At 63.1% G+C, this 19,768-nt stretch carries 21 protein-coding genes and 1 pseudogene; 11 read left to right on the top strand and 11 right to left on the bottom strand.

Features of this window, described 5'->3' with window-relative positions; translation table 11 throughout:
- From Q8R73_RS22045 to pqqA, 8 genes and pseudogenes are all read right to left on the bottom strand, one after another.
- Positions 1-1,267: FAD-dependent oxidoreductase (locus tag Q8R73_RS22045; protein ID WP_305721663.1), on the bottom strand; the 1,267-nt coding region annotated here is incomplete at its 3' end.
- Positions 1,268-1,493: 226 nt separating this feature from the next.
- Positions 1,494-2,159 carry a DUF4286 family protein gene (locus tag Q8R73_RS22040; RefSeq protein WP_305721662.1) on the bottom strand — a complete coding sequence of 222 codons (666 nt, stop codon included), beginning with the start codon at positions 2,157-2,159 and terminating at the stop codon, positions 1,494-1,496.
- An 11-nt stretch (positions 2,160-2,170) separates the two neighbouring features.
- Positions 2,171-3,160: a prolyl aminopeptidase gene (gene pip, locus Q8R73_RS22035; protein WP_305721661.1), complete on the bottom strand. Its 990-nt coding sequence runs from the start codon at positions 3,158-3,160 to the stop codon at positions 2,171-2,173.
- Positions 3,150-4,358, bottom strand: a pseudogene (pqqE, locus tag Q8R73_RS22030) (pyrroloquinoline quinone biosynthesis protein PqqE). Before pqqE ends, pip begins: the two are co-directional and overlap by 11 nt.
- Complete coding sequence (pqqD, locus tag Q8R73_RS22025) at positions 4,355-4,672, bottom strand: pyrroloquinoline quinone biosynthesis peptide chaperone PqqD (protein WP_305721660.1); 318 nt, start codon at positions 4,670-4,672, stop codon at positions 4,355-4,357. The pseudogene pqqE and the gene pqqD overlap by 4 nt, the downstream one beginning before the upstream one ends.
- A gap of 9 nt (positions 4,673-4,681) precedes the next feature.
- Positions 4,682-5,437 (bottom strand): pyrroloquinoline-quinone synthase PqqC, encoded by a 756-nt coding sequence (pqqC, locus tag Q8R73_RS22020; RefSeq protein WP_305721665.1) that lies wholly within the window; start codon positions 5,435-5,437, stop codon positions 4,682-4,684.
- 20 nt (positions 5,438-5,457) lie between these two features.
- Positions 5,458-6,387, bottom strand: coding sequence for a pyrroloquinoline quinone biosynthesis protein PqqB (pqqB, locus tag Q8R73_RS22015; RefSeq protein ID WP_305721659.1), 930 nt, complete (start codon positions 6,385-6,387; stop codon positions 5,458-5,460).
- A 148-nt stretch (positions 6,388-6,535) separates the two neighbouring features.
- Positions 6,536-6,616, bottom strand: a complete 81-nt coding sequence (pqqA, locus tag Q8R73_RS22010) for a pyrroloquinoline quinone precursor peptide PqqA (RefSeq protein ID WP_305721664.1) — start codon at positions 6,614-6,616, stop codon at positions 6,536-6,538.
- A gap of 302 nt (positions 6,617-6,918) precedes the next feature.
- Here pqqA and Q8R73_RS22005 point away from each other — a divergent pair, with 302 nt between their 5' ends.
- The 5 genes from Q8R73_RS22005 (at position 6,919) to serA (ending at position 10,767) form a co-directional block, all read left to right on the top strand.
- On the top strand, positions 6,919-7,176 hold the full coding sequence (locus Q8R73_RS22005; RefSeq protein ID WP_305721658.1) for a hypothetical protein: 258 nt from the start codon (positions 6,919-6,921) through the stop codon (positions 7,174-7,176).
- Positions 7,177-7,249: 73 nt separating this feature from the next.
- Positions 7,250-8,647 carry an amidase family protein gene (locus tag Q8R73_RS22000; protein WP_305721657.1) on the top strand — a complete coding sequence of 466 codons (1,398 nt, stop codon included), beginning with the start codon at positions 7,250-7,252 and terminating at the stop codon, positions 8,645-8,647.
- A 13-nt stretch (positions 8,648-8,660) separates the two neighbouring features.
- Positions 8,661-9,137 carry a glutathione peroxidase gene (locus Q8R73_RS21995; RefSeq protein ID WP_305721656.1) on the top strand — a complete coding sequence of 159 codons (477 nt, stop codon included), beginning with the start codon at positions 8,661-8,663 and terminating at the stop codon, positions 9,135-9,137.
- Positions 9,134-9,403 carry a DUF3297 family protein gene (locus Q8R73_RS21990; RefSeq protein WP_305721655.1) on the top strand — a complete coding sequence of 90 codons (270 nt, stop codon included), beginning with the start codon at positions 9,134-9,136 and terminating at the stop codon, positions 9,401-9,403. The genes Q8R73_RS21995 and Q8R73_RS21990 overlap by 4 nt, the downstream gene beginning before the upstream one ends.
- Positions 9,404-9,501: 98 nt before the next feature.
- Positions 9,502-10,767, top strand: coding sequence for a phosphoglycerate dehydrogenase (gene serA, locus Q8R73_RS21985; RefSeq protein ID WP_305721654.1), 1,266 nt, complete (start codon positions 9,502-9,504; stop codon positions 10,765-10,767).
- Between the two features lie 167 nt (positions 10,768-10,934).
- Here the strand turns inward: serA and Q8R73_RS21980 are convergent, their stop codons facing one another.
- Positions 10,935-12,290, bottom strand: coding sequence for a malonyl-CoA decarboxylase (locus tag Q8R73_RS21980; protein ID WP_305721653.1), 1,356 nt, complete (start codon positions 12,288-12,290; stop codon positions 10,935-10,937).
- Positions 12,291-12,843: 553 nt separating this feature from the next.
- Between Q8R73_RS21980 and greA the strand changes: the two genes are divergently transcribed.
- The 3 genes from greA (at position 12,844) to Q8R73_RS21965 (ending at position 14,259) form a co-directional block, all read left to right on the top strand.
- Positions 12,844-13,326, top strand: a complete 483-nt coding sequence (gene greA / locus Q8R73_RS21975; protein WP_305721652.1) for a transcription elongation factor GreA — start codon at positions 12,844-12,846, stop codon at positions 13,324-13,326.
- A 249-nt stretch (positions 13,327-13,575) separates the two neighbouring features.
- Complete coding sequence (locus Q8R73_RS21970) at positions 13,576-13,860, top strand: DUF1778 domain-containing protein (RefSeq protein WP_305721651.1); 285 nt, start codon at positions 13,576-13,578, stop codon at positions 13,858-13,860.
- Between the two features lie 123 nt (positions 13,861-13,983).
- Entirely contained in the window at positions 13,984-14,259 is a 276-nt protein-coding gene (locus Q8R73_RS21965; RefSeq protein WP_305721650.1) for a hypothetical protein, read from the top strand.
- Positions 14,260-14,305: 46 nt separating this feature from the next.
- Here Q8R73_RS21965 and Q8R73_RS21960 read toward each other — a convergent pair whose 3' ends face one another.
- A complete protein-coding gene (locus Q8R73_RS21960) occupies positions 14,306-15,106 on the bottom strand; it encodes a helix-turn-helix transcriptional regulator (protein WP_305721649.1) in 801 nt (266 codons plus the stop codon).
- Positions 15,107-15,169: 63 nt separating this feature from the next.
- Between Q8R73_RS21960 and Q8R73_RS21955 the strand changes: the two genes are divergently transcribed.
- The 3 genes from Q8R73_RS21955 (at position 15,170) to Q8R73_RS21945 (ending at position 19,299) form a co-directional block, all read left to right on the top strand.
- Positions 15,170-16,348 carry an MFS transporter gene (locus Q8R73_RS21955; RefSeq protein ID WP_305721648.1) on the top strand — a complete coding sequence of 393 codons (1,179 nt, stop codon included), beginning with the start codon at positions 15,170-15,172 and terminating at the stop codon, positions 16,346-16,348.
- A gap of 179 nt (positions 16,349-16,527) precedes the next feature.
- Positions 16,528-18,018: an ATP-binding protein gene (locus Q8R73_RS21950; protein ID WP_305721647.1), complete on the top strand. Its 1,491-nt coding sequence runs from the start codon at positions 16,528-16,530 to the stop codon at positions 18,016-18,018.
- A gap of 69 nt (positions 18,019-18,087) precedes the next feature.
- The gene (locus tag Q8R73_RS21945; protein WP_305721646.1) at positions 18,088-19,299 is read left to right on the top strand and encodes a sugar ABC transporter substrate-binding protein; all 1,212 of its coding nucleotides are present in this window, start codon (positions 18,088-18,090) and stop codon (positions 19,297-19,299) included.
- A 71-nt stretch (positions 19,300-19,370) separates the two neighbouring features.
- Here Q8R73_RS21945 and Q8R73_RS21940 read toward each other — a convergent pair whose 3' ends face one another.
- Positions 19,371-19,745 carry a VanZ family protein gene (locus Q8R73_RS21940; RefSeq protein ID WP_305721645.1) on the bottom strand — a complete coding sequence of 125 codons (375 nt, stop codon included), beginning with the start codon at positions 19,743-19,745 and terminating at the stop codon, positions 19,371-19,373.
- Between the last annotated feature and the right edge of the window lie 23 nt (positions 19,746-19,768).

Raw genomic sequence — 19,768 nt, 5'->3', positions numbered from 1 at the left:
GCTCGGTGATGTCCTCGCCTGACAGCATCCGGTGGATCGACAAAGCGGCGTCGTGGCCGTGTGCGACCGCCCAGATGATGTTTTTCGGCCCGAAGGCGGCATCGCCGCCGAAGAACACCTTCGGATTGGTCGAAACAAAGGTTTTGGCATCGACCTTGGGCATGTTCCACTTGTCGAATTCGACGCCGCAGTCGCGTTCGATCCAGGGAAAGGAATTCTCCTGGCCGACCGCCACCAATACGTCGTCGCAGTTGATGGTTTCGTCGGCTTCGCCCGACGGCACCAGGTTGCGGCGGCCCTTGGCGTCGTATTCCGCCTTCACCTTCTGGAAGGTGACGCCGGTGAGCTTGCCGTTGTCATGAACGAAGGCGACCGGCACCATGAAATTGAGGATCGGAATGTCCTCATGGAGCGCATCTTCCTTCTCCCAGGGGCTGGCCTTCATCTCCTCGAAGCCGGAACGCACGATCACCTTGACGTCTTCGCCACCGAGCCGGCGCGCGGTGCGACAGCAATCCATCGCGGTATTGCCGCCGCCGAGCACGATGACGCGCTTGCCGATCTTGCTGATATGCTCGAACGAGACCGACGCAAGCCATTCGATGCCGACGTGAATATTGGCGGCGGCTTCCCTGCGGCCGGGAATTTCGAGCTCGCGGCCGCGCGGCGCCCCGGTGCCGACAAATACCGCGTCGAAGTTCTCGGTCAGCAACTGCTTCAGGCTGTCGATGCGGTGACCGCCCTTGAATTCGATGCCGAGATTGAGGATGTAGTCGGTTTCCTCGTCGATCACCGAATCCGGCAGCCGGAATTTCGGAATCTGCGTCCGCATCATGCCGCCGGCCTTGGGGTCGGAATCGAACACGGTGCAGTGGTAACCGAGCGGGGCGAGGTCGCGGGCCACCGTCAGCGAGGCCGGGCCGCCGCCGACGATCGCGATGCGCTTGCCGTTCTTCGGCATCGGCTTCGGCATGCGGTGCTTGACGTCGTCCTTGAAATCGGCGGCGACGCGCTTCAAGCGGCAGATCGCGACCGGCGTATCCTCGACGCGGCCGCGGCGGCAGGCCGGCTCGCACGGGCGATCGCAGGTACGTCCGAGAATTCCCGGAAACACGTTCGATCGCCAATTGATCATGTAGGCATCGCTGTAGCGGCCTTCGGCGATCAAACGGATGTATTCCGGAACGGGCGTATGCGCGGGACAGGCCCATTGGCAATCGACCACTTTATGGAAGTAGTCCGGTGCCGAAATATCAGTCGGTTTCATTCCTACCTTGTCCGCGCCGTTTCAAGTATGCGCGGCCTTATCTTTGCCTGCGAACGCTCAGACGGCGTTCTTGTGGTTTTTGAATTGGATCATGGGCTTACCTTATTAGAGGCATTCCAGAGCGTGTACAAAGGCAAATTTGTCTCATCACCGGCTTCATTGGTCGAAGGCCATAACGTTAATGTCATTGCGGCAGTGCAGCATGTGCAGGGCGTTCATGCCGGGTTCAAATCCTCGGGAGGTCGCTCTTCGCCAGGTCCCACATCAGACGGTAGACGCCGCTCGATATGACCTGCGACTTGATCGCGGCATCCGCCAGCCGATTGGTAATGGCGGCGGACACCGCCTCAACATCCGTCCCGTCGATCAGTACGAACCAGTCGCCGGCGCCGGGATTGGGGCCGGAGGGATCGTCGGTGATTGGCCTGGACAATGAAGGATCGCTCTCGAGCAGGTGCATCGAGACGATTCCGTCCAGCTTCCCGGGTTCGAGTTGATTCCGCAGTGCAGTGCGCAACCTATCCTTGTCCGAGGGACGCAGGCGGACGATGCCGAGTGCGGCGCCCCGGCCCTGGCCGCAGCTGATCGTGATGCGCGCAACCGCGCGGATCATGTTCCTGAAGCGCGCGATGTTCGCCTTCGACCAGGCGGTCTGGTTGGCGAGCGCCGTGCGATAGGCCGGGCTGTCGAGCACCTCGAAGGTTTCGGTGGAATAGAGGCTGAGATATTTCGGCTTGCCGTCATGGGCGACGTAGCGCCTGGCCTCCAGGAAGCCGGGAATCGCGACGCGCTCCTCGAGATGCTCGCGGTCGTACCAGCGGTTGAATTCGGCCTCGTCGGATGGCTCGATGTCCATCGAGGTCAGCAGCATTCCCGTTCCGGCGAGCGGCATTTTCAATCGTCCTATCGTTTGATGATGGAAGCCAGATCCGCGATCGCCTTCATCACGGCGTCCCGTACGCCGGGATCGTACAGCGAGTGGCCGGCGCCTTCGACGATGCGGATTTCGGACCCGCGCCACGCCGCAGCCAGCGCATGCGACGTCGCCGGTGGACACAGCAGATCATAGCGGCCCTGCACGATGATGCCGGGGATACCCGCGAGCCGGCCGGCATGGTTGAGGAGTTGATCGGGCTTCATGAAGCAGTCGTTCCGAAAATAATGCGCCTCCATGAACGGCGTCGAAGGCAGTGCTCGGGTCGAGGCCAGTGAAGCCAGATCGAGCCGGACCCGCGACGAAGCGTGTTCCGAAAGTATGCGTTCGGTATCGCCCCAGGCGCGGGCGGCTGGGCCGTACACCGCCGGATCGACATCGAGGATACGGCGGAAGTAGGCGTCCAGCGGCCTTTCGCGTTCTTCTCCCGGCAGCACGCCGAGAAAGTCCTCGTTGAGAGCGGGATACCAGCGCGGCAGCGCATCGCGGAAGGCGTGGTCCAGTTCCTGCCGGGTGCCGAGAAAGGTCGCGCGCAGCGCGATGCCGGTGACCCGCTGGGGATGCATCTGCGCATAGGCCAGCGCCAGCGTCGCGCCCCAGGACCCGCCCACGATCATCCAGCGCTGAAACCCGAATTTCTCGCGGATCAGCTCCATGTCGGCGATCAGATGCGGCAGCGTGTTGTCGTCGCGCCGGCCCTTGGGACGGCTTCGTCCGGCTCCGCGCTGATCGAACAGCACCGCGTGGAAGCGCTCGGGATCGAACAGCCGCCGGTGGTCGGGCTGGCAGCCGCTGCCGGGGCCGCCGTGCAGGTAGACCGCCGGAATGCCGTCGGCGCGGCCGACGGTTTCGACATGGATTTGGTGGCCATCGCCGACCGGCATCAGCTCCGACGTCAGCGGTGCGAACGGATCCGAGCGGTTCCCGCCGGCTTTCCCAGCATCGGCATCAGGCGCCATGATTGTCGCCCGTCTCCAGCGTACCACCGGCGAAATTGCGATAGACAAAACGGGTGTTTTCGGAAGCAGCCTCGAGCTCGGCCTGCTTGAACAGCTGCTCGTGCATCGGCGACAGCGTGCAGGCCGGATCGGTATTGCCGGCATCGCCGGTCAGCGCAAAAGCCTGGCAGCGGCAGCCGCCAAAGTCGATTTCCCTGAATTCGCAGCTCCGGCACGGCTCCTTCATCCAGCCGGTGCCGCGATAGCGGTTGAAGGCCTCGGAATTCTGCCAGATCCAGGCGATCGAATGATTGGACCGCACGCTTTCGAATTCCAGCCCGGTGATGGATTCAGCCGCGTGGCAGGGGAGGACTTTGCCCGCCGGCGAAATGTTGAAGAACTGCCGGCCCCAGCCGCCCATGCATTTCTTCGGCCGCAACGCGTAATAATCCGGCACCACATAGTCGATGGCAAGGATGCCTTTCAGCCTCACTGCGGCTTCCTCGACGATGCGGCTGGTCTCCTCGATCTGTTCCAGCGTCGGCATCAGCGCCGCGCGGTTTTTCAGCGCCCAGCCGTAATACTGCACATTGGCGACCTCGAGCCGGTCGGCGTCGAGATCGACCGCCATCTGGACAATGTCGGCGAGCTGATGCAGGTTTTGCCGGTGCATCACCGCGTTGACCGTCAGCGGCAGCTCCAGTTCACGGGTCCACCGCGCCACTTCGATTTTCTTCTCGTGCGCATTCTTAAGCCCGGCCACCCGATCGGCCACGGCAGGCTCGTTGCCCTGGAAGCTGATCTGCACATGGCACAGCCCGGCATCGGCCAGCGCGGCGAGGCGTTCGCGGGTGAGCAGCACCGCTCACGGGATGAGATTGGAGTAGAGCCCGACATCGCTGGCGTGCTGCACCAGTTCGACCAGGTCCTTGCGCGCGGTGGGTTCGCCGCCGGAGAAATGAATCTGCAGCACGCCGATCTGCGCGAGTTCGGTGAGAACCTTCTTCCATTCCTCCGTGCTGAGCTCGCTGCCGCCGCGGTCGAGTTCGACCGGATTGGAGCAATAGGGGCACTGCAGCGGACAGCGGTGGGTCAGTTCGGCGAGCACCGCGAGCGGAATGCCAAAAGCCTGCGCCGTCGAGCCGCGCCCCTCCAGCACCGCGAGCCCGTCATGGGGATCGCCGGCCGCGACGCCGGCATCTGACGGCGTGGGACTCATGATGTCTTCTCGCGTGCTTCCGTCAAGAAGCCCTTGTCGGCCAGGTCCTGCAGCATGGCGATGACGTCGATTGCGATCGCATCGCGTTCGGCGGTGTATTTCGCCGCGAGCTGGTCGACCATGTCGGCGACGCTGCGAACGCCATCGCATAGGTGCAGCACTTCCACCGCGATCTCGTCCGGCGCGAGAACGCGCTCCGGCGCCAGAATGACCCAGACCTGCCGCGTTTCATCGAACTTCAGCCTGGCATGCCGCGGCAGCACTGGCCTGCTGGTTTCGCTGACGCTGAGGTTGCGGTTACGCGGGGTTGCCATGTCTCGTTTCTAACCGGGTTGGGGAACAAATGCCCCCGGCGGTATGTGGCCATCGACATAGGCATGATACAGCGCATCGAGCTGAACCCATAGCACATTGGTCTTGAAGATCAGCGCATTGCACACCGCCTCGCGTTCCGCCGGCGACTTCGCGTGTTCCCTCACATATTGAAGTGCAAAGCCGGCGTCCCGCGGCGCCTGCGTCAGGCGCCGGCTGAAATAGCTCATGATGTCGGGGTTGACGAAATCGTAATGCGCCAGCATGCCCGAAATGCGTTCTTCGTGCAGGTTCGGCGCGAACAGTTCGGTCAGCGACGAGGCGATGGCCTCGAGCGGGGTCTTGTCGCGAACGAAGTGCACATAGGCTTCCACCGCAAAACGCGTCGCCGGCAGGATGCCCTCGGTGGATTCCACATAGGCGCTGTCGAGCCCGAGCCCCTCGGTCAGCTTCAGCCAGCGCTCGATCCCGCCCTCGGCGCCGACGTCGCCGTCATGGTCCTCGATCCGGTGCCGCCACTCCATGCGGATGCCGCGGTCGCGGAAGCGCGAGATCACCACCGCGTCCTTGATCGGAATGGTGCTCTGGTAGAAATAGCGGTTCAGCGCCCAGGCCTGCACCTGGCCCTTGTTCAGTTCGCCGCCGTGCAGCAGCCGGTGAAACGGATGCAGATTGTGATAGCGGGTTGCGCCGATGTGGCGAAGCACTGCTTCCAGTTCGTCGGCACTGTTGAGCGGCGCGCTGCCGGCGAGCGAGAAGGCTGTCATCCCGGTCGGGGCTATCGCGTTCACAGCGTGATCTCCGTGCCATCGGCGGGGATTTGCCAGCCCGCGCGCTCGGCGTGCTGGCGTTCGGCGGAATCCTGCAGCAGCGCCGGGTTGGAATTGTTGATATGCAAAAACACTTTCCGGCCGATGCCGAGGCCCGACAGGGCTTCGATCGCGCCGCGATCGCCCGACATCGCAATATGCCCCATGCCTTGCCCGGTCTTGGTACCGAGACCGGCCACGATCAACTCGTCGTCGCGCCACACTGTGCCATCGAAGAAAACCAAGGGGGCGCCGGTCAGCCTGGATTTGAGATCGTCGGTCACATCGGCGCAGGCGGCGAGGAAATGGAAGAATTTTCCCGTGGCCTTGTCGGCGATTCGCAGTCCAAGCGTGTCGCCCGCGCCGGTATCGCCCGCGGGGTGGGCTTGCCCCTCCAGATACCAGGCGCTCTTGCCGGGAGCGGCAAACGGCAGGATTTCGATCCCGGAGGGCGCGCCGTCGGGCAGTGTCGGCTCGAACGAAGTGTCCACTTCGATCGGCTGGCGCCTCACATTCTTCGCGCTCAATACGTTGAAAATGCTGTTATCGCCCAGGATCGCCAGCACCTTGCCGTGCGCGTAGATCGTGAACGGCGATCCTTCGCGCATCGACAAGAGACCTGCCACGGCATCGATTTCGCCATTGGTCAGGATCACGCCCGATATCGGACTGTGGCGTAGCCTTCCGGCCTTGGGGTGAAGCTGCGGTGTCGCGATCAATTGCTGGCGCAGATCGGGGGAGGCGTTGACCAGGAACCAGTGCTCACCGTCGGCGCTGATTGCGATCGAGGCCTGGGTGCTCCGGAGTTCGGGATGCTCGCTTCTCGCTGCCCGGCAAACCGGGCATCCGCAATTCCACTGCGGAACGCCACCCCCTGCCGCGGCGCCCAGGACGACGACGCGAAGCATGACCCGTCTCCTGGAGATTCCAAAGCATCGGACGTGAAAAGCATCGGACGTCAAAAGCATCGAAGGTGGACACCAACCAAACACGGTCCCGCGATCAGGATCGTGTCCGTCCGGAGTCCACCTCAACTCATGCGAGGGTGTGGCAGCCTTACTTGCGGGCAGCGCACGCGTACATGTTGATTTCCATGCCGACCGGCAATTCGACGATCTTCGGGGTTTTCCAGGCCATTTGGCACTCCTTTTGGGACCGGACGACTTTCGCCCACGGGTATATAAACTACTGCGGAACGAAAAGTTCGCCAGTAAAATATTTTGGTCGCGGAGTTGCCGGTTTCTGCTGCGGCGCACAAGTATCAACTTTTTGTGCGAGTACACGTCAAAACAACGTGGGATCAACGGGTTCAAAGTCGGGCGCGACACCCTAAATGCCGTCCTCACGCCGAATTGGCGGGCGGGCTTGATAGGATCTCTCGCGGAATGTCATGGGCTGGCTGGAGCCCAGAGAAGCCCAAGAGAAAGTGGTTTGGTGCAATGCCCCGATATTATTTCAATACGCGGATCGGCGAGGAGCTGATTTCCGATCCCGAGGGCGAACAGCTGCGGGATCCCGACGAGGTATGGGAAATTGCGCGCGCCATGATCCGGGAGTTGCTCAAGCTGGAGGGCGCCGAGGGCGGCCTGTTGAATGCCACCCTCGAGGTGACGGATGACGCGGGCGAGATCGTGCTGGAGTTTCCGTTCACCGAGGCGATCCTTGACATGACCGGCGAAGCCGCCACCCGGCACTGACGCTGACAGGCGGTTTTCCCGGTGGTCTTGCCCTCCGCGCGGCGCTACAAGCGTCGATCAAACGGAGTGGTTCATGCAGGATCTCTGGCGTCTGCCGGCTAACGATATCGCTGCCCTGGTGCGGTCGAAGAAAATCTCGGCGCAGGAGGCGGCTTCGGCAGCGCTGACGCGGCTCGCCGCGGTCAATCCCAAAATCAACGCGGTGGTCGAGCATCGGCCGGCGGAGGTGCTGGCGCAGGCCGCCGCCATCGATGCGGCGATCGCGCGGGGTGAAGATCCGGGCCCGCTGGCGGGCGTGCCGGTCACCGTCAAGGTCAATATCGACCAGGAAGGCTTTGCCACCACCAACGGCCTCAAGCTGCAGCGTGAACTCGTCGCGAAGGCCAACAACCCGGTGATCGACAATCTGCGCAAGGCCGGCGCCGTGATCCTCGGGCGCACCAACTGCCCGGCATTCTCCTATCGCTGGTTCACCACCAACCTCATTCATGGCGACACCAAAAATCCGCGCGACCCCGGCATCACGCCGGGCGGCTCGTCGGGTGGGGCCGGGGCGGCGGTGGCGGCGGGCATCGGCCACATCGCCCACGGCACCGATATCGCGGGATCGATCCGCTATCCCGCCTATGCCTGCGGCGTGCATGGCCTGCGGCCGACCATCGGGCGCATCGCCGCCTTCAATGCGGCGCTGCCGGAGCGCCCGATCGGGCCGCAGATCACGGCGGTATCGGGTCCGCTGGCGCGCACCATCGGCGACCTCAGGATCGCGCTGGCGGCGATGTCGGGCTACGATTCGCGGGACCCCTGGTGGGTGCCGGCGCCGCTGCAGGGGCCGGCGATGCCGAAGCGCGCCGCGCTGTGCGTCAATCCCGACGGACTCGATCCGGTCGCCGAAGTGAGGGCCGCCGTCGCCGATGCCGGCAAGCGGCTGGAGCGCGCGGGATGGGTGGTCGAAGAGGTCGAGACCCCGCCGCTGCGCGAGGCTGCCGAGTTGCAGACCAAGCTGTGGCTCGGAGACGGCTACGAGGCGCAGCTCGCCACCGCCGAGCGCGAGGGCGATCCGGGCGCGCTGGCGTGCCTGCGCGGCAACCGCTCCAAGGTATTTCCGTTTGATGTCGATACGCTTTCGAAAGTCCTGACGCGGCGCGCGACCCTGACCCGCCAATGGCTGCAGTTCCTGGAAAAATATGCCGTGCTGGTGATGCCGGTATCCGGCGAGTTGCCGTTCCCCGACCAGCTCGACATGCAGGACGATGCTTCGTTTGCCCGGGTCTGGCACGCGCAATTGACCCAGATCGCGATTCCCTTCATGGGGCTGCCGGGGCTGACCGTATCCACCGGGCTGGTGGGCCGGGTGCCCGTCGGCGTGCAGGTGGTCTCCGGCCGCTACCGCGAGGATCTCTGCCTCGCCGCGGGCGAGGCGATCGAGGCCGGCGGCACCCCGTCGGCGGCGATCGATCCTGCCGGTTGAAGAAAGAACATCGATGGCTGGCGTTCATGATTTCACGGCGAAGTCGCTGGCGGGCGAGGATGTTCCGCTGAAGCGGTTCGAGGGCCAGGTGCTGCTGATCGTCAACACCGCGAGCAAATGCGGGTTCACGCCGCAATACAAGGGCCTCGAGACGCTGCATCAGAGCCTCAGCCCGCGCGGCTTTTCGGTGCTCGGATTTCCGTGCAACCAGTTCGGCGGCCAGGAACCGGGCGACGCGCAGCAGATCGGGCAGTTCTGTTCGAGCCAGTATGCCGTCACCTTTCCGCTGTTCGCCAAGGTCGATGTCAATGGCAGCAACGCGCACCCGTTGTTTGCGTATCTGAAGAATGCGAAATCCGGCCTGCTCGGCCCGTCGATCAAATGGAATTTCACCAAATTCCTGGTCGACCGTTCCGGCAAGGTGATGGCGCGGCATGCGCCGACGGCGAAGCCGGAAGGTCTGACCAGAGAAATCGAGGCACTGCTATGAACGAAAAGAACGAGACCATGGGCGAGGCGTTTCCGGACCGGCTGTCCAGCGATCCGAAGAGCCCCTATTACAATGAAGCGCTGCTGTCGCGCGACGTCGGTATCCGCTTCAAGGGCGTCGAGAAGACCAATGTCGAGGAATACTGCATCAGCGAAGGCTGGGTCCGCGTCACCGCCGGCAACGCCAAGGACCGCTACGGCAATCCGCTGACCATCAAGGTGCACGGTCCGGTCGAACCGTATTTTCGCGACAAGACGGAGTCGTAAGGCGTGGCGGTCCGGGATGAAGGCGCCGGCGGCGTGATCGTATTGGATCTTCAGGCCGTCAGTTTGCCTGTCATCGATCGCCGAAGGATGCCGAGATATTGACCAGCAAACGTTCCCTTCCTCAATTCTCGCTCTCGAAGGACAAGATCCGGGTCTTGCTCCTCGAAGGCGTCAACGACAGCGCCGTGCAGCTGATCGAGACTGCGGGCTATTCCAACATGACGCGCCTTTCCAGGGCGCTTGAGGGCGAAGCGCTCAAGGAGGCGATCAAGGGCGTGCATCTGCTTGGTATCCGGTCACGGACGCAGATCACAACGGATGTTCTCGAGGCTGCGGACCGGCTCATCGCGATCGGATGCTTCAGCGTCGGCACCAACCAGGTCGATATCGACGCCGCCCGCCGCAGCGGGATTCCGGTATTCAACGCCCCGTTTTCCAACACCCGCAGCGTGGCGGAGCTGGTGATTGGCGAGATCGTCTTCCTGCTGCGCAGGATCGTTGCGCGCTCCAACGCCGCCCATCAGGGGCGATGGGACAAGTCTGCGGACGACAGCTATGAGGTGCGGGGCAAGACGCTCGGCATCATCGGCTACGGAAATATCGGCTCGCAGCTCTCCAATCTCGCCGAAGCGATGGGCATGCGGGTGATCTTCTACGATCACACCGACAAGCTTCGCCACGGCAACACCGAGCCGGTCGCGAGCCTGCATGAGCTATTGGCTCAAAGCGACGTCGTGTCGTTGCATGTGCCGGAGACATCCGCCACGCATGGGATGATCGGGCGCGAGGAGATTGCGGCGATCAAGCCCGGCGCATACTTCATCAATAACAGTCGCGGCACGGTCGTTGACCTCGATGCGCTCGCCGAAGCGCTGCGCGACGGCAGGCTTCGCGGTGCTGCGGTCGACGTCTTTCCGGTCGAACCACGCTCGAATGCGGATCGCTTCGTATCGCCGCTGCAGGGGCTGAAAAACGTCATTCTGACGCCGCACATCGGCGGTTCGACCGAAGAGGCGCAGGAACGCATCGGCGCCGAGGTGGCGCGCAAGCTCGTCGACTACAGCGATTCCGGCTCGACCATGGGCGCGGTCAATTTCCCCCAGGTCCAGTTGCCGCCGCGGCCATCGGGCACGCGGTTCATTCAGGTGCAGCGCAACTTGCCGGGCATGCTCGGGCGCTTGAATGAAGTGCTGGCGCGTCACGCCGTCAACATTGCCGCGCAGTATTACGAGACCGATCACGACGTCGGCTATGTGGTCCTCGACGCCGACGCCTCCACCGCGGATGGCCAGCGCGTGCTGGCGGATATCCGCGCGCTGGAAGGCAACATTCGCGCCCGGCTGCTCTACGAGTACAAGATTTAAGCCTGGATACACGGGGGAACAGCGATCTCTACAAGGAGATGAAGGCACTGGCGGGGTAGTGAATTCTCTCAGTCATTCCGGCGCGCATCGAAGATGCGAACCCGGAATCTCGAGATTTCGGGTCTGGTCCTTCGGACCACCCCGGAATGACGTTGAGAGAGACGCAGCTACGACAGCCGCATGTCCAAGAGCCGCCGGCCCTCACCCTTCAGCAGTTTCTTCACCGCGCCGGAGGCGACGACCGCGCCGTCGTTGGCGTAGGCTTCGTGGTTCTTCTCGATGTCCTCGAGCCGGTAGAGATAATTGACCATGATGCCCGCGGATTCGCGCAGGCCCTTCGGCGAGAGATCGCCGAGCCAGTCGATCCGCTCCAGCCGCGCGCCGTTGCCGAGATGGAATCTCGCCACCGAATCGATCAGCCGGCCTTTCGAGGTGCGCGCCTTGAGGAAATAATGCGCCGCCAGCGGCTCCAGCACCGCGCGCAGTTTGGACGCGAGTTCGGCATCCTCGAACCAGGCAGGATTTTCCAGGTTTTCGAGCAGTGCCCGCTCCTCGTCGGACACCGGAACGTCGCTCGCCTGTTTCAGCCAGGCGGCAAAACCGGGCACCGGCGACAGCGTTACGAAATTTTCCAGCTTCGGCAGTTCGCGGCGCAACTCCTCGACCACCTGCTTGATCAGGAAACTGCCGAATGAAATGCCGCCGAGGCCTTTCTGTGTGTTGGAAATCGAATAGAACACCGCGGTGCGGGCGCGTTCGGTCGGCACCAGTGCCCGGTCTTCGGCCAGCAGCGGCGCGATCGCGCCGGGGATCGTCTCGGTCAATGCCACCTCGACGAAGATCAGGGGTTCGTCGACCAGCGCCGGATGAAAGAACGCGTAGCAGCGCCGGTCGATCGGATCGATGCGGCGGCGCAGATCGTCCCAGTCGCGGATCTCGTGCACCGCCTCGTAGCGGATGATCTGTTCCAGAATGTTCGCTGGCGTCTGCCAATCGATCCTGCGCAGCACGAGAAATCCCCTGTTGAACCATGAAGACAAAAGATGCACGACGTCGCGGTCGAGCGCGGCGAGATCCCGGTGCCCGTTCATGAGGCCGAGCAGATCGGCGCGCAGCGCCACCAGTTCGCTGGTGCCGCCGGGCGCACGGTTCAGCCGCCGGATCAGTTCCTGCCGCCGCGGTTCGGAGGCAAAATGCAGGTCGCTGGCATCCTCGTCGGACGGCTGCGCGCGCCAGGCCTCGATTGCCTGCGACAGCCGTTCGCGGTCCGGGCCGTACTCACGCGCCAGCGCCTCGAAGAACGCCAGCCGGCCGGCGTCGTCGAGTTGACGATAGCGGTCCAGCACCTCGCGCGCGATCGCGACGCCCGAAGCCTCGCCGCGCCCCGACAGCAGCGCCTCGCACAGTCCGATCAGTTCGGAGGCATCCTGTTTGGTATCCGGCGGCCCGCCGCCGCGAAGCAGGGTGCGGCCGCGCTCGGAAATCGAGGCGAGGAGATCGGAGAAGAAGGCATTGCTGCTCATGGCGGGCGGTTCGAATCCTGACTGGACGGGAAGGCTACACGAGAATTATGGCGGAACGGATCACAATCAATGCTCGGGAATGAGCAATAAGTCGTCATGGTCCGCCGCCAGCGCCGTCGTGATGTGCGCTGCGGCTCCACTCACGGTTGTCATCCCCGCGCAGGCGGGGATCCAGTACGCCGTGGCCTATCGATTCCATCACTGCCGTCTCTGCGATACTGGATCGCCCGCCGGAGCCTGTCATTCGCGCGACCCGTTGGCTCGCAATGACGGCCGCTGGACTTGCCCTTTGATTCCCGCGACACGATTCACCGGAGGTTTGGATGAGACGGGACGAATCTCTAAAGGTGATTTGCCCGGCAGGTTAAGCGAAACTTTGCCCGTCGGGTTGATTTGTCGCGGGCTTCCGAAGGGGGCGTCCCAAACCAAAATATCGAAAACAACCCCATGCACAGTATCAGTAGTGAGTGCGGGGTCGAACCAACACCACCGCTGGGGTTAAACGTGATATCGTCGGCCCCGGTTCCCACCTGCCGATCAGAGGATTTCGATCTTGAGTGTCGCCTTCACCAAGGAAGACAGTGCCGAAACGGCATCGGAAACGCTGCTGCCGGATCGTCCGATTTCGCCGCATCCGAACCTCGTTACGGCAGCCGGATTAAGGGCGCTGGAGTCCCAGCTGCTGCAGGCACGCGAGGCCTATGAGGCAGCGCAGAAAATCGAGGACGTCAACGAACGGCGGCGGCAGGCCGCGACGCCCTTGCGCGATGCGCGCTATCTTGCGGCGCGGGTGCGGACCGCGCAGGTAGTCGCCGACCCCGCGTCATCCGACATCGTCGCCTTCGGCAGCAAGGTGACGTTCAGCCGGGACGACGGCCGCATCCAGACCTATCGCATCGTCGGAGAGGACGAGGCGGACCCGAAGGCGGGCTCGATATCGTTCGTGTCCCCGGTGGCGAGGTCGCTAATGGGCAAGGCCGTCGGGGATGTCGTCGGCGTGTCGGGGCAGGAACTGGAGATCATGGCGATCGCGTAGCGTGCTCTATTGGTGCTGTCATTGCGAGGAGCGGAGCGACGAAGCAATCCATCTTTCCTGTTGCCCACGAAAACTGGATTGCTTCGCGGAGCCTGTCATCAGGCGCGCATTCGGGCGACCCGTTGGCTCGCAATGACGGCGGAATACACTTCGCAAATCGGCCGTGCGCGCTGACCCCCGCAGCTTTATCCTGACTAAGGCAAGGGCCCGATTTTGTGACAAGGTCCTTAGGCCGTGGTATATCGACGTATGGCCACCGCACCGAGCCGAGCGATCACACGCGACACGCTCAAACTGCGCATCACGCCGGAATTGCGCGGATTGATCGACCGCGCCGCCGAGTTAGCCGGCAAGAATCGCAACGACTTCATTTTGGAGGCCGCGCTTCGTGCCGCGGAGGATGCCCTGCTGGATCGAACGATGTTCATCGTAACTCCCAAAGCTTACGCAGAGTTTCTAAAGCGGCTCGACGCCCCGCCACAGCCGAATGATCGCCTGCGCCGCACTATGCGGGCAAGAACTTGTCGCCCGTAGGTGGGGTGAGCGACCGGACCACCTAAGTTCGATCGGGCGAAGGTGGAAGCGAAATGCAGCAAAGCGGCATGCGATGGTCTACCTGGTAGTTGCGAGGAGGGCAAAGCGCTCTAGGAGATGCGTATGACCGATCTTGCTCTAATGTCGCAATACTTGATCTGGGCCATGGAAGGCCGCGGCAAAATGTCGAACCAAGAAATCTACCGACAGGTGAGGATTGTTTGTAAGAAACATGGAAGGACACTGCCGCCGAACTGGGAAGCTGAGGTGAGGCAGACGCTGCAAGCCCACTGCATCGGTCGTCCTCAACACAATGGGCGGGATGATTTCTTTGCGTGGCATGGTCGCGGTTACTGGTCCTGCAAGGTGACATCGCCGACATTGGATGATCTAGCTTAGCAACGACTATTCTAACCGTTCAACGAGTTTATTCGCCATATCCCCCTCACTCCTTCTCCGCAAACTCCGTCGGGGTCTTCCCCGTCACCTGCCGGAACGCGTGCGAAAAGGCCGGCACGCTGGCGTAGCCGAGGTCGGCGGCGAGTTGCTTGACCGAGATGCCGGCGTCGACCGACAGCCGTTCGATCGCCGCCGCGATGCGGGCGCGCTGGCACCAGCTCTTGAAGCTAAGCTGGGTTTCCGAAGCGAACAGCCGCGACAGGGTTCGCGCCGAGGTGCCGACCTCGCGCGCCAGCGTCTCGATCTCGTGGCTCCCTGTGGGATCGCCGAGCACGATGTCGGCGGCGCGGCGGCAGCGCGGCTCATGCGGCAGCGGAATGAAGGTCGCGGAGTCCTCGGCCTGGTGCAGTTCCAGCATCACCAGCTTTATCAGCAGCGCGGTGCGGTCGGGGTCGTTACGGCCGTCGAACAGCGCGAGGATGGCCTGGTGCAGCAGCGGCGACACCCGCACCACGAATTCGGCATCGAGGCTGGCGCTGCGGGCTTCCCGCCCGAGCCAGGCGAGGTCGAAATACAGCGTGCGCATCTCGATGTCGGCGAGCACGTCGATGGCATGCTCCAATCGCGCCGGAACCCACACCGCGCGGTCCGGCGGCACCAGCCAGCGCCCCTTCGGTGTCGTGACTTGCATGGTGCCGCGGGCGGCGTACACCAGTTGCGCCTCGCGGTGCATGTGGGTGTCGAGCCGGGTGCCCCTGCGGTAGTGGTTGGCGATCAGATGCAGGCCGTCGCCGGTCGAGATGCGGCGTCCCTTGATCCCAATAATTGGCTTTTCGGCGATATTCATTGGCCACATCCCGTCAGCGCAACACCCTATAACCTATTGCAGGAAAAAGTCAGGGATTCGCCAATGAACAGCCCCGCCCGGGTGATCGGCTACGTCAATGCCGGCCATTTCATCGACCATTATTCGATGCTGATCTTCGCTGCCGCCATCATCGTGATGGGGCCGGCGCTCGGCATGGCCTATTCCGATCTGCTGCCCTATGCGACCCCGGGTTTCGTGGCCTTCGGCGCGGGCTCGCTGCTGACCGGCTGGCTCGGCGACCGCTGGAGCCGCCGCCACATGATGGTGATCTTCTTTGCCGGCATCGGCGCCTCGATGATCGCGGTCGGCTTCGTGCAGACGCCGCTGCAGCTCGGCGCTGCGCTGCTCGCGATCGGCCTGTTCGCCTCGATCTATCATCCCGTCGGCACCGCGATGATCGTGTCCTATGCCGACAAGCTCGGCCGCGAGATGGGCATCAACGGCGTCTGGGGCAATCTCGGCGTGGCGTCGTCGGCGCTGGTCACCGGAGTGATCGGCCAGTATCTCGGCTGGCGCTGGGCCTTTATCATTCCCGGCATCGTCACCATCGGGATCGGCATCGCGTTCGCGCGCGCCGTGGTGCATGAAGATCGTTCCGGCTTCAAGCAGGCGGCGGCGCAGGCGCGGGTGGCGAAAGCCGACATGTGGCGGGTGATCCTGGCGCTGTTCATCGTGGTGATCGCGATCTCCACCACCTTCAACGCGGTGACGGTGGCGCTGCCCAAGCTGTTCGCCGAGCGCCTCGCCGACATGACCGCAAGCCCGGCGCTGCTTGGGGTGATCGCGGCCTGCGTCTACGTGTTCGGGGCCATGACGCAATACACCATCGGCAAGCTGATCGACCGCTATTCGCTGAAGGCGATCTCGCTGCCGCTGTCGTTGCTGCTGGCGCCGTTTCTGTATCTGGCGGCGACGCTGTCCAACCTGCCGCTGATTCTGGCCGCGATCGGCATCGTGATGGGCGCGTTCGGCCAGGTCACGGTCAACGACGCCATGGTCGGCAAGTACACCAGCGAGGAATGGCGGTCACGCGCCTATTCGGTGCGCTATTTCATCGGCTTCACCGCGGCGGGCGCGTCGGTCGGGCTGGTGGCCTGGCTGTACGAGCAGGGCGGTTTCGTCACCATGCTGCATGCCTTCGCGGGGCTGTGTCTGTTCGTCATCGTCGCCGCGATCATCCTGCCGACCGAGATCAAGGTGCCGGCCGCGCCGGCGAACTGAGCGACGGGGATGCGAATCCCGCAGCAGAATCGGGAACTTTTAGGACTTTGAACGATTAAGTGGATGGCGCGGTGCGGCCTCTGCATTGTCTTGCACTGCGCTTTTCATCGTGCCTTTCCTGCTCTTCTCAGAAGCTGAAGGTCCAAAATGGTTGCCCGACCTGGCGGCGGCACTAAGCGATGACGATCACCAGCCGAGCCTTTGTCCAGTCAACCACGGCGCTTTTGCTCGTCGGATTTCTTGCCTTGCTCGGTATCGTCGGAATGACGTTCTGGCTGGGCGAGCGTGCTCAGGTCTATTTCAACGAAGTGATCGAGGCTCGCGACGCGCGGGGAGCGGCGGTCGACTTGCGCACCGCGGTGCAAAGCGCCGAATCAAGTCAACGCGGGTTTCTGTTCAGCGGCAACGAAATCTACCTGGCCCCCTACGACACCGCCACAACGATGGCGCGGCGGCAGCTGGAAACGGTAAACAGGCTGCTGGCTTCCTACAAGGGAGCCGATGTTTCGATTCAGCGGCTTACTGCTCTGATTAACGAGAAGCTCGCCGAGATGGACCGGACCATCGCCCTGAAGCGCGACCGCCGCGATGCGGAGGCCCTCGCGCTGTTCCGGACCAACCGGGGCAAGAACCTGATGGACGAGGCCAATATCTTCTTTTCCGGGCTCGTGCGCGCCGCGGACGACCGTCTGACCACCGGCGTTGGCGAACAGCAAAAGAATGCGGCGCTGCTGCGCTGGTTCTCCATCATCGGCGGCGTCGTCATCATCGTGGTGGTCGGCGGCGCAGCCAGCACCGTGTTGCGCTATACGCGTGAACTTGCCGCGGCGCGCGACGAGGTGGGCCTGCTCAACGCCGGCCTTGAGGAACGGGTACAGGCTCGCACCGTGGATCTCGCGAAGGCCAACGAGGAAATCCAGCGTTTCGTGCACATCGTCAGCCATGATCTGCGCGCGCCGCTGGTGAGTATCATCGGCTTCACCCGTGAGTTCGAGGACAATCTTAAACCCTTGAAGGCTCTCGTCGACCGATCGGGGGCGGTGGGCGATGCCGCCGATCCGGTCATGCGCGAGGCGCGTATGGCGGCCACCGACCACATGCCGGAAGCGATCCACTTCATCCGTTCCTCGGCCAACAAGATGGACAGCCTGATCAACGCGATACTGAAGCTGTCGCGGGAGGGGCGGCGCCAGCTTCGGCCCGAGCGCGTCGAGCTCGCGGACGTCATCACAAAGAGTGCGGCTGCAATTCAGCACCAGCTTTCAGAGGCGGGCGGAAAGACCAATTTCCATTTCGATGTTCCGCCGCTCCACCATGACAGGCTGTCGCTGGAGCAGATCTTCGGCAATCTGCTGGACAACGCGGTCAAATACCGCGCGAAACAGCGGCCTCTTCGCATCGATGTGCGGGCCCAAGCCATCGAAGGTGACCGCATCTGCGTGGAGGTGTCCGACAACGGCCGCGGCATCGCCGAGCGCGACCGGGAACGCGTATTCGAGCTTTTCAAACGTTCTGGCGATCAGGACCAGCCCGGGGAAGGCATCGGTCTCGCCTATGTGCTGACCGTAATCCGCAACCTCGGTGGCGAAATCAGCATGACATCGGACCTCGACAGGGGCACAACATTCAAAATCGTGCTGCCACGCGAGTTGCACGTTTTCCAATCCTAGATCAGGCCAAGGTAATGTTATCTGTACAGATGTATCAAAGTGGACTGACCAGTGAGTGAGGCTCTTAGAATGACGCCATATCGCCGTGCCGGGGTCGACGGACATCCGCCAGCCATTGGCTTTGCGAACGCCAGGCACATTCGCCACCTGCGTTCAATCCGTCTTGCCGTCTCGTGGGCGGTCATCCTGCTTGCAAACAGCGCCGCCGGCTCGATCGCGCAAGACGGACCGGCTGGGATCACGACTCCCAGGGTTTTTGCGCCATTTGATGCCGCTACGCCTCGATGCACGCCACCGCCCGGTTTGGAGAAAGTCCTGACGTTTGCGCAGGACAATCAGCGCGAATTCATGCAGGGCGTCGATTACGGACTGGCGCTGGCTGCCCGCAAGCGCGGCCTCGAATACCGTCGGATCCTGGCGGACAATGATGACGCCCGGCAACTTGAGCAGGTCAGAAACCTCTCGGCGTTGAAAGTCGGCGGTGTGGTTGCTTCGCCGGTGAATCCTGCCGCCCTGGCCCGGGGCCTGCAGCAGGTCATCTGGACCGGGGCATACGTTGGCACGGTCGTGCCTCCGCCGGCGACCTCGCTGCTCAACGCTCCGCAATACCTGACCGGAAAGGTTCTGGGCGACGCCACGGCCGCCTACATCAAGGGACGGCTGGGCGGCAAGGCCAAGGTTGTGCTTTTGACCCAGGACAGCATCGAGTTTCTCACGCCGCGTTTCGTTGCGCTCCGCGATGCCCTGAAGGACATCCCCGGGGTCACCATCGTCGCCGACATCTCGCCAAATCCAGTCAATAAGGACGGCGGCTTCGCGACCATGCGCACCGTCCTGCTCGCCCATCCCGATGTCGATGTGGTGCTGGGCGCCGATACCGTCGTGCTCGGCGCCCTCGCGGCGCTGCGTTCGGCCGGCAAAGCGCGGCCCGATCAGTTTCTGGGCGGGATCGACGGCGAGCCGGAGGCCGTCGCGGAGATCAAGAAAGGTGGTACGCCTTACAAGATCAGTATCAGCCTCGCTTCTCCGGTGTTCGGCTACGCCATGGGGCAGCATGCCGCTGATTGGCTCGAGGGCAAAAGTATTCCTCAGGCCATGGATATTCTTCCGAGCGCACTTACCATTGCGAATATCGACCAATACCAGGCCGATCTGGCCGATCCCGCCAGTGTCTATGACGACGCGAGTCGCCGGGTTTCGTATCTCAGAATGTATGGCAACATCTGCTATGACACGCGCGACCAGTATGTGAATTTCCCCTGGTCGTCCGAGCGGAAGTAGGTTCCGCCGCTTCTTGAAGCGCCGGCAGCGCGCGGCAGATTTCTCATCGCTGCGCGCGGCCTGAGCGGACATTACGTCGGCTCGCGGGGATGAATTGAAGCGATCAAATCGGTCACCGAGACGGCCGCGTAGCCGAAGACGGCGCCGACCGCGGCACCCAGCGCCTTGAACTCGACGTCGCGGAAACTCGGATGGCGGCCGGCGGCGAGGGACTGCAGCGGCTCGACCATTGCCGCCGTCAGCGACAGCGTCAGCACGATCAGCCAGAATCGCCGGGGGTAGGCGGCGGCAAACAGCGCGCCGACCGCCGCCATCACGAAAAACCGTTCGATGTTCGGCGGCAGTCCGGTGGCCGGCCGCAATCCGATCGGAACGAGGGTAGCCAGCAGGACGAGCAAAATCGAGAGCCAGGCCGCGCTCCTGATAACCAGCCGGAAATTGTTCACTTGAAGTCCCTTTGTCGCAATCA

It is taken from the genome of Bradyrhizobium sp. (genome assembly GCF_030697065.1).
GTDB lineage: Bacteria > Pseudomonadota > Alphaproteobacteria > Rhizobiales > Xanthobacteraceae > Bradyrhizobium.
The sequence above is the reverse complement of the archived record's forward strand: the minus strand, read 5'-3'. Positions and strand labels throughout refer to the sequence as shown.

Bases quoted from the DNA above. Each gene is read 5' to 3' on its own strand.
- Q8R73_RS22040 (WP_305721662.1), bottom strand. From the start codon at position 2,159: ATGCCGCTCGCCGGAACGGGAATGCTGCTGACCTCGATGGACATCGAG.
- pip (WP_305721661.1), bottom strand. From the start codon at position 3,160: ATGGCGCCTGATGCCGATGCTGGGAAAGCCGGCGGGAACCGCTCGGAT.
- pqqD (WP_305721660.1), bottom strand. From the start codon at position 4,672: ATGGCAACCCCGCGTAACCGCAACCTCAGCGTCAGCGAAACCAGCAGG.
- pqqC (WP_305721665.1), bottom strand. From the start codon at position 5,437: ATGACAGCCTTCTCGCTCGCCGGCAGCGCGCCGCTCAACAGTGCCGAC.
- pqqB (WP_305721659.1), bottom strand. From the start codon at position 6,387: ATGCTTCGCGTCGTCGTCCTGGGCGCCGCGGCAGGGGGTGGCGTTCCG.
- pqqA (WP_305721664.1), bottom strand. From the start codon at position 6,616: ATGGCCTGGAAAACCCCGAAGATCGTCGAATTGCCGGTCGGCATGGAA.
- Q8R73_RS22005 (WP_305721658.1), top strand. From the start codon at position 6,919: ATGCCCCGATATTATTTCAATACGCGGATCGGCGAGGAGCTGATTTCC.
- Q8R73_RS22000 (WP_305721657.1), top strand. From the start codon at position 7,250: ATGCAGGATCTCTGGCGTCTGCCGGCTAACGATATCGCTGCCCTGGTG.
- Q8R73_RS21995 (WP_305721656.1), top strand. From the start codon at position 8,661: ATGGCTGGCGTTCATGATTTCACGGCGAAGTCGCTGGCGGGCGAGGAT.
- Q8R73_RS21990 (WP_305721655.1), top strand. From the start codon at position 9,134: ATGAACGAAAAGAACGAGACCATGGGCGAGGCGTTTCCGGACCGGCTG.
- Q8R73_RS21980 (WP_305721653.1), bottom strand. From the start codon at position 12,290: ATGAGCAGCAATGCCTTCTTCTCCGATCTCCTCGCCTCGATTTCCGAG.
- Q8R73_RS21970 (WP_305721651.1), top strand. From the start codon at position 13,576: ATGGCCACCGCACCGAGCCGAGCGATCACACGCGACACGCTCAAACTG.
- Q8R73_RS21965 (WP_305721650.1), top strand. From the start codon at position 13,984: ATGACCGATCTTGCTCTAATGTCGCAATACTTGATCTGGGCCATGGAA.
- Q8R73_RS21960 (WP_305721649.1), bottom strand. From the start codon at position 15,106: ATGAATATCGCCGAAAAGCCAATTATTGGGATCAAGGGACGCCGCATC.
- Q8R73_RS21955 (WP_305721648.1), top strand. From the start codon at position 15,170: ATGAACAGCCCCGCCCGGGTGATCGGCTACGTCAATGCCGGCCATTTC.
- Q8R73_RS21950 (WP_305721647.1), top strand. From the start codon at position 16,528: ATGACGATCACCAGCCGAGCCTTTGTCCAGTCAACCACGGCGCTTTTG.
- Q8R73_RS21945 (WP_305721646.1), top strand. From the start codon at position 18,088: ATGACGCCATATCGCCGTGCCGGGGTCGACGGACATCCGCCAGCCATT.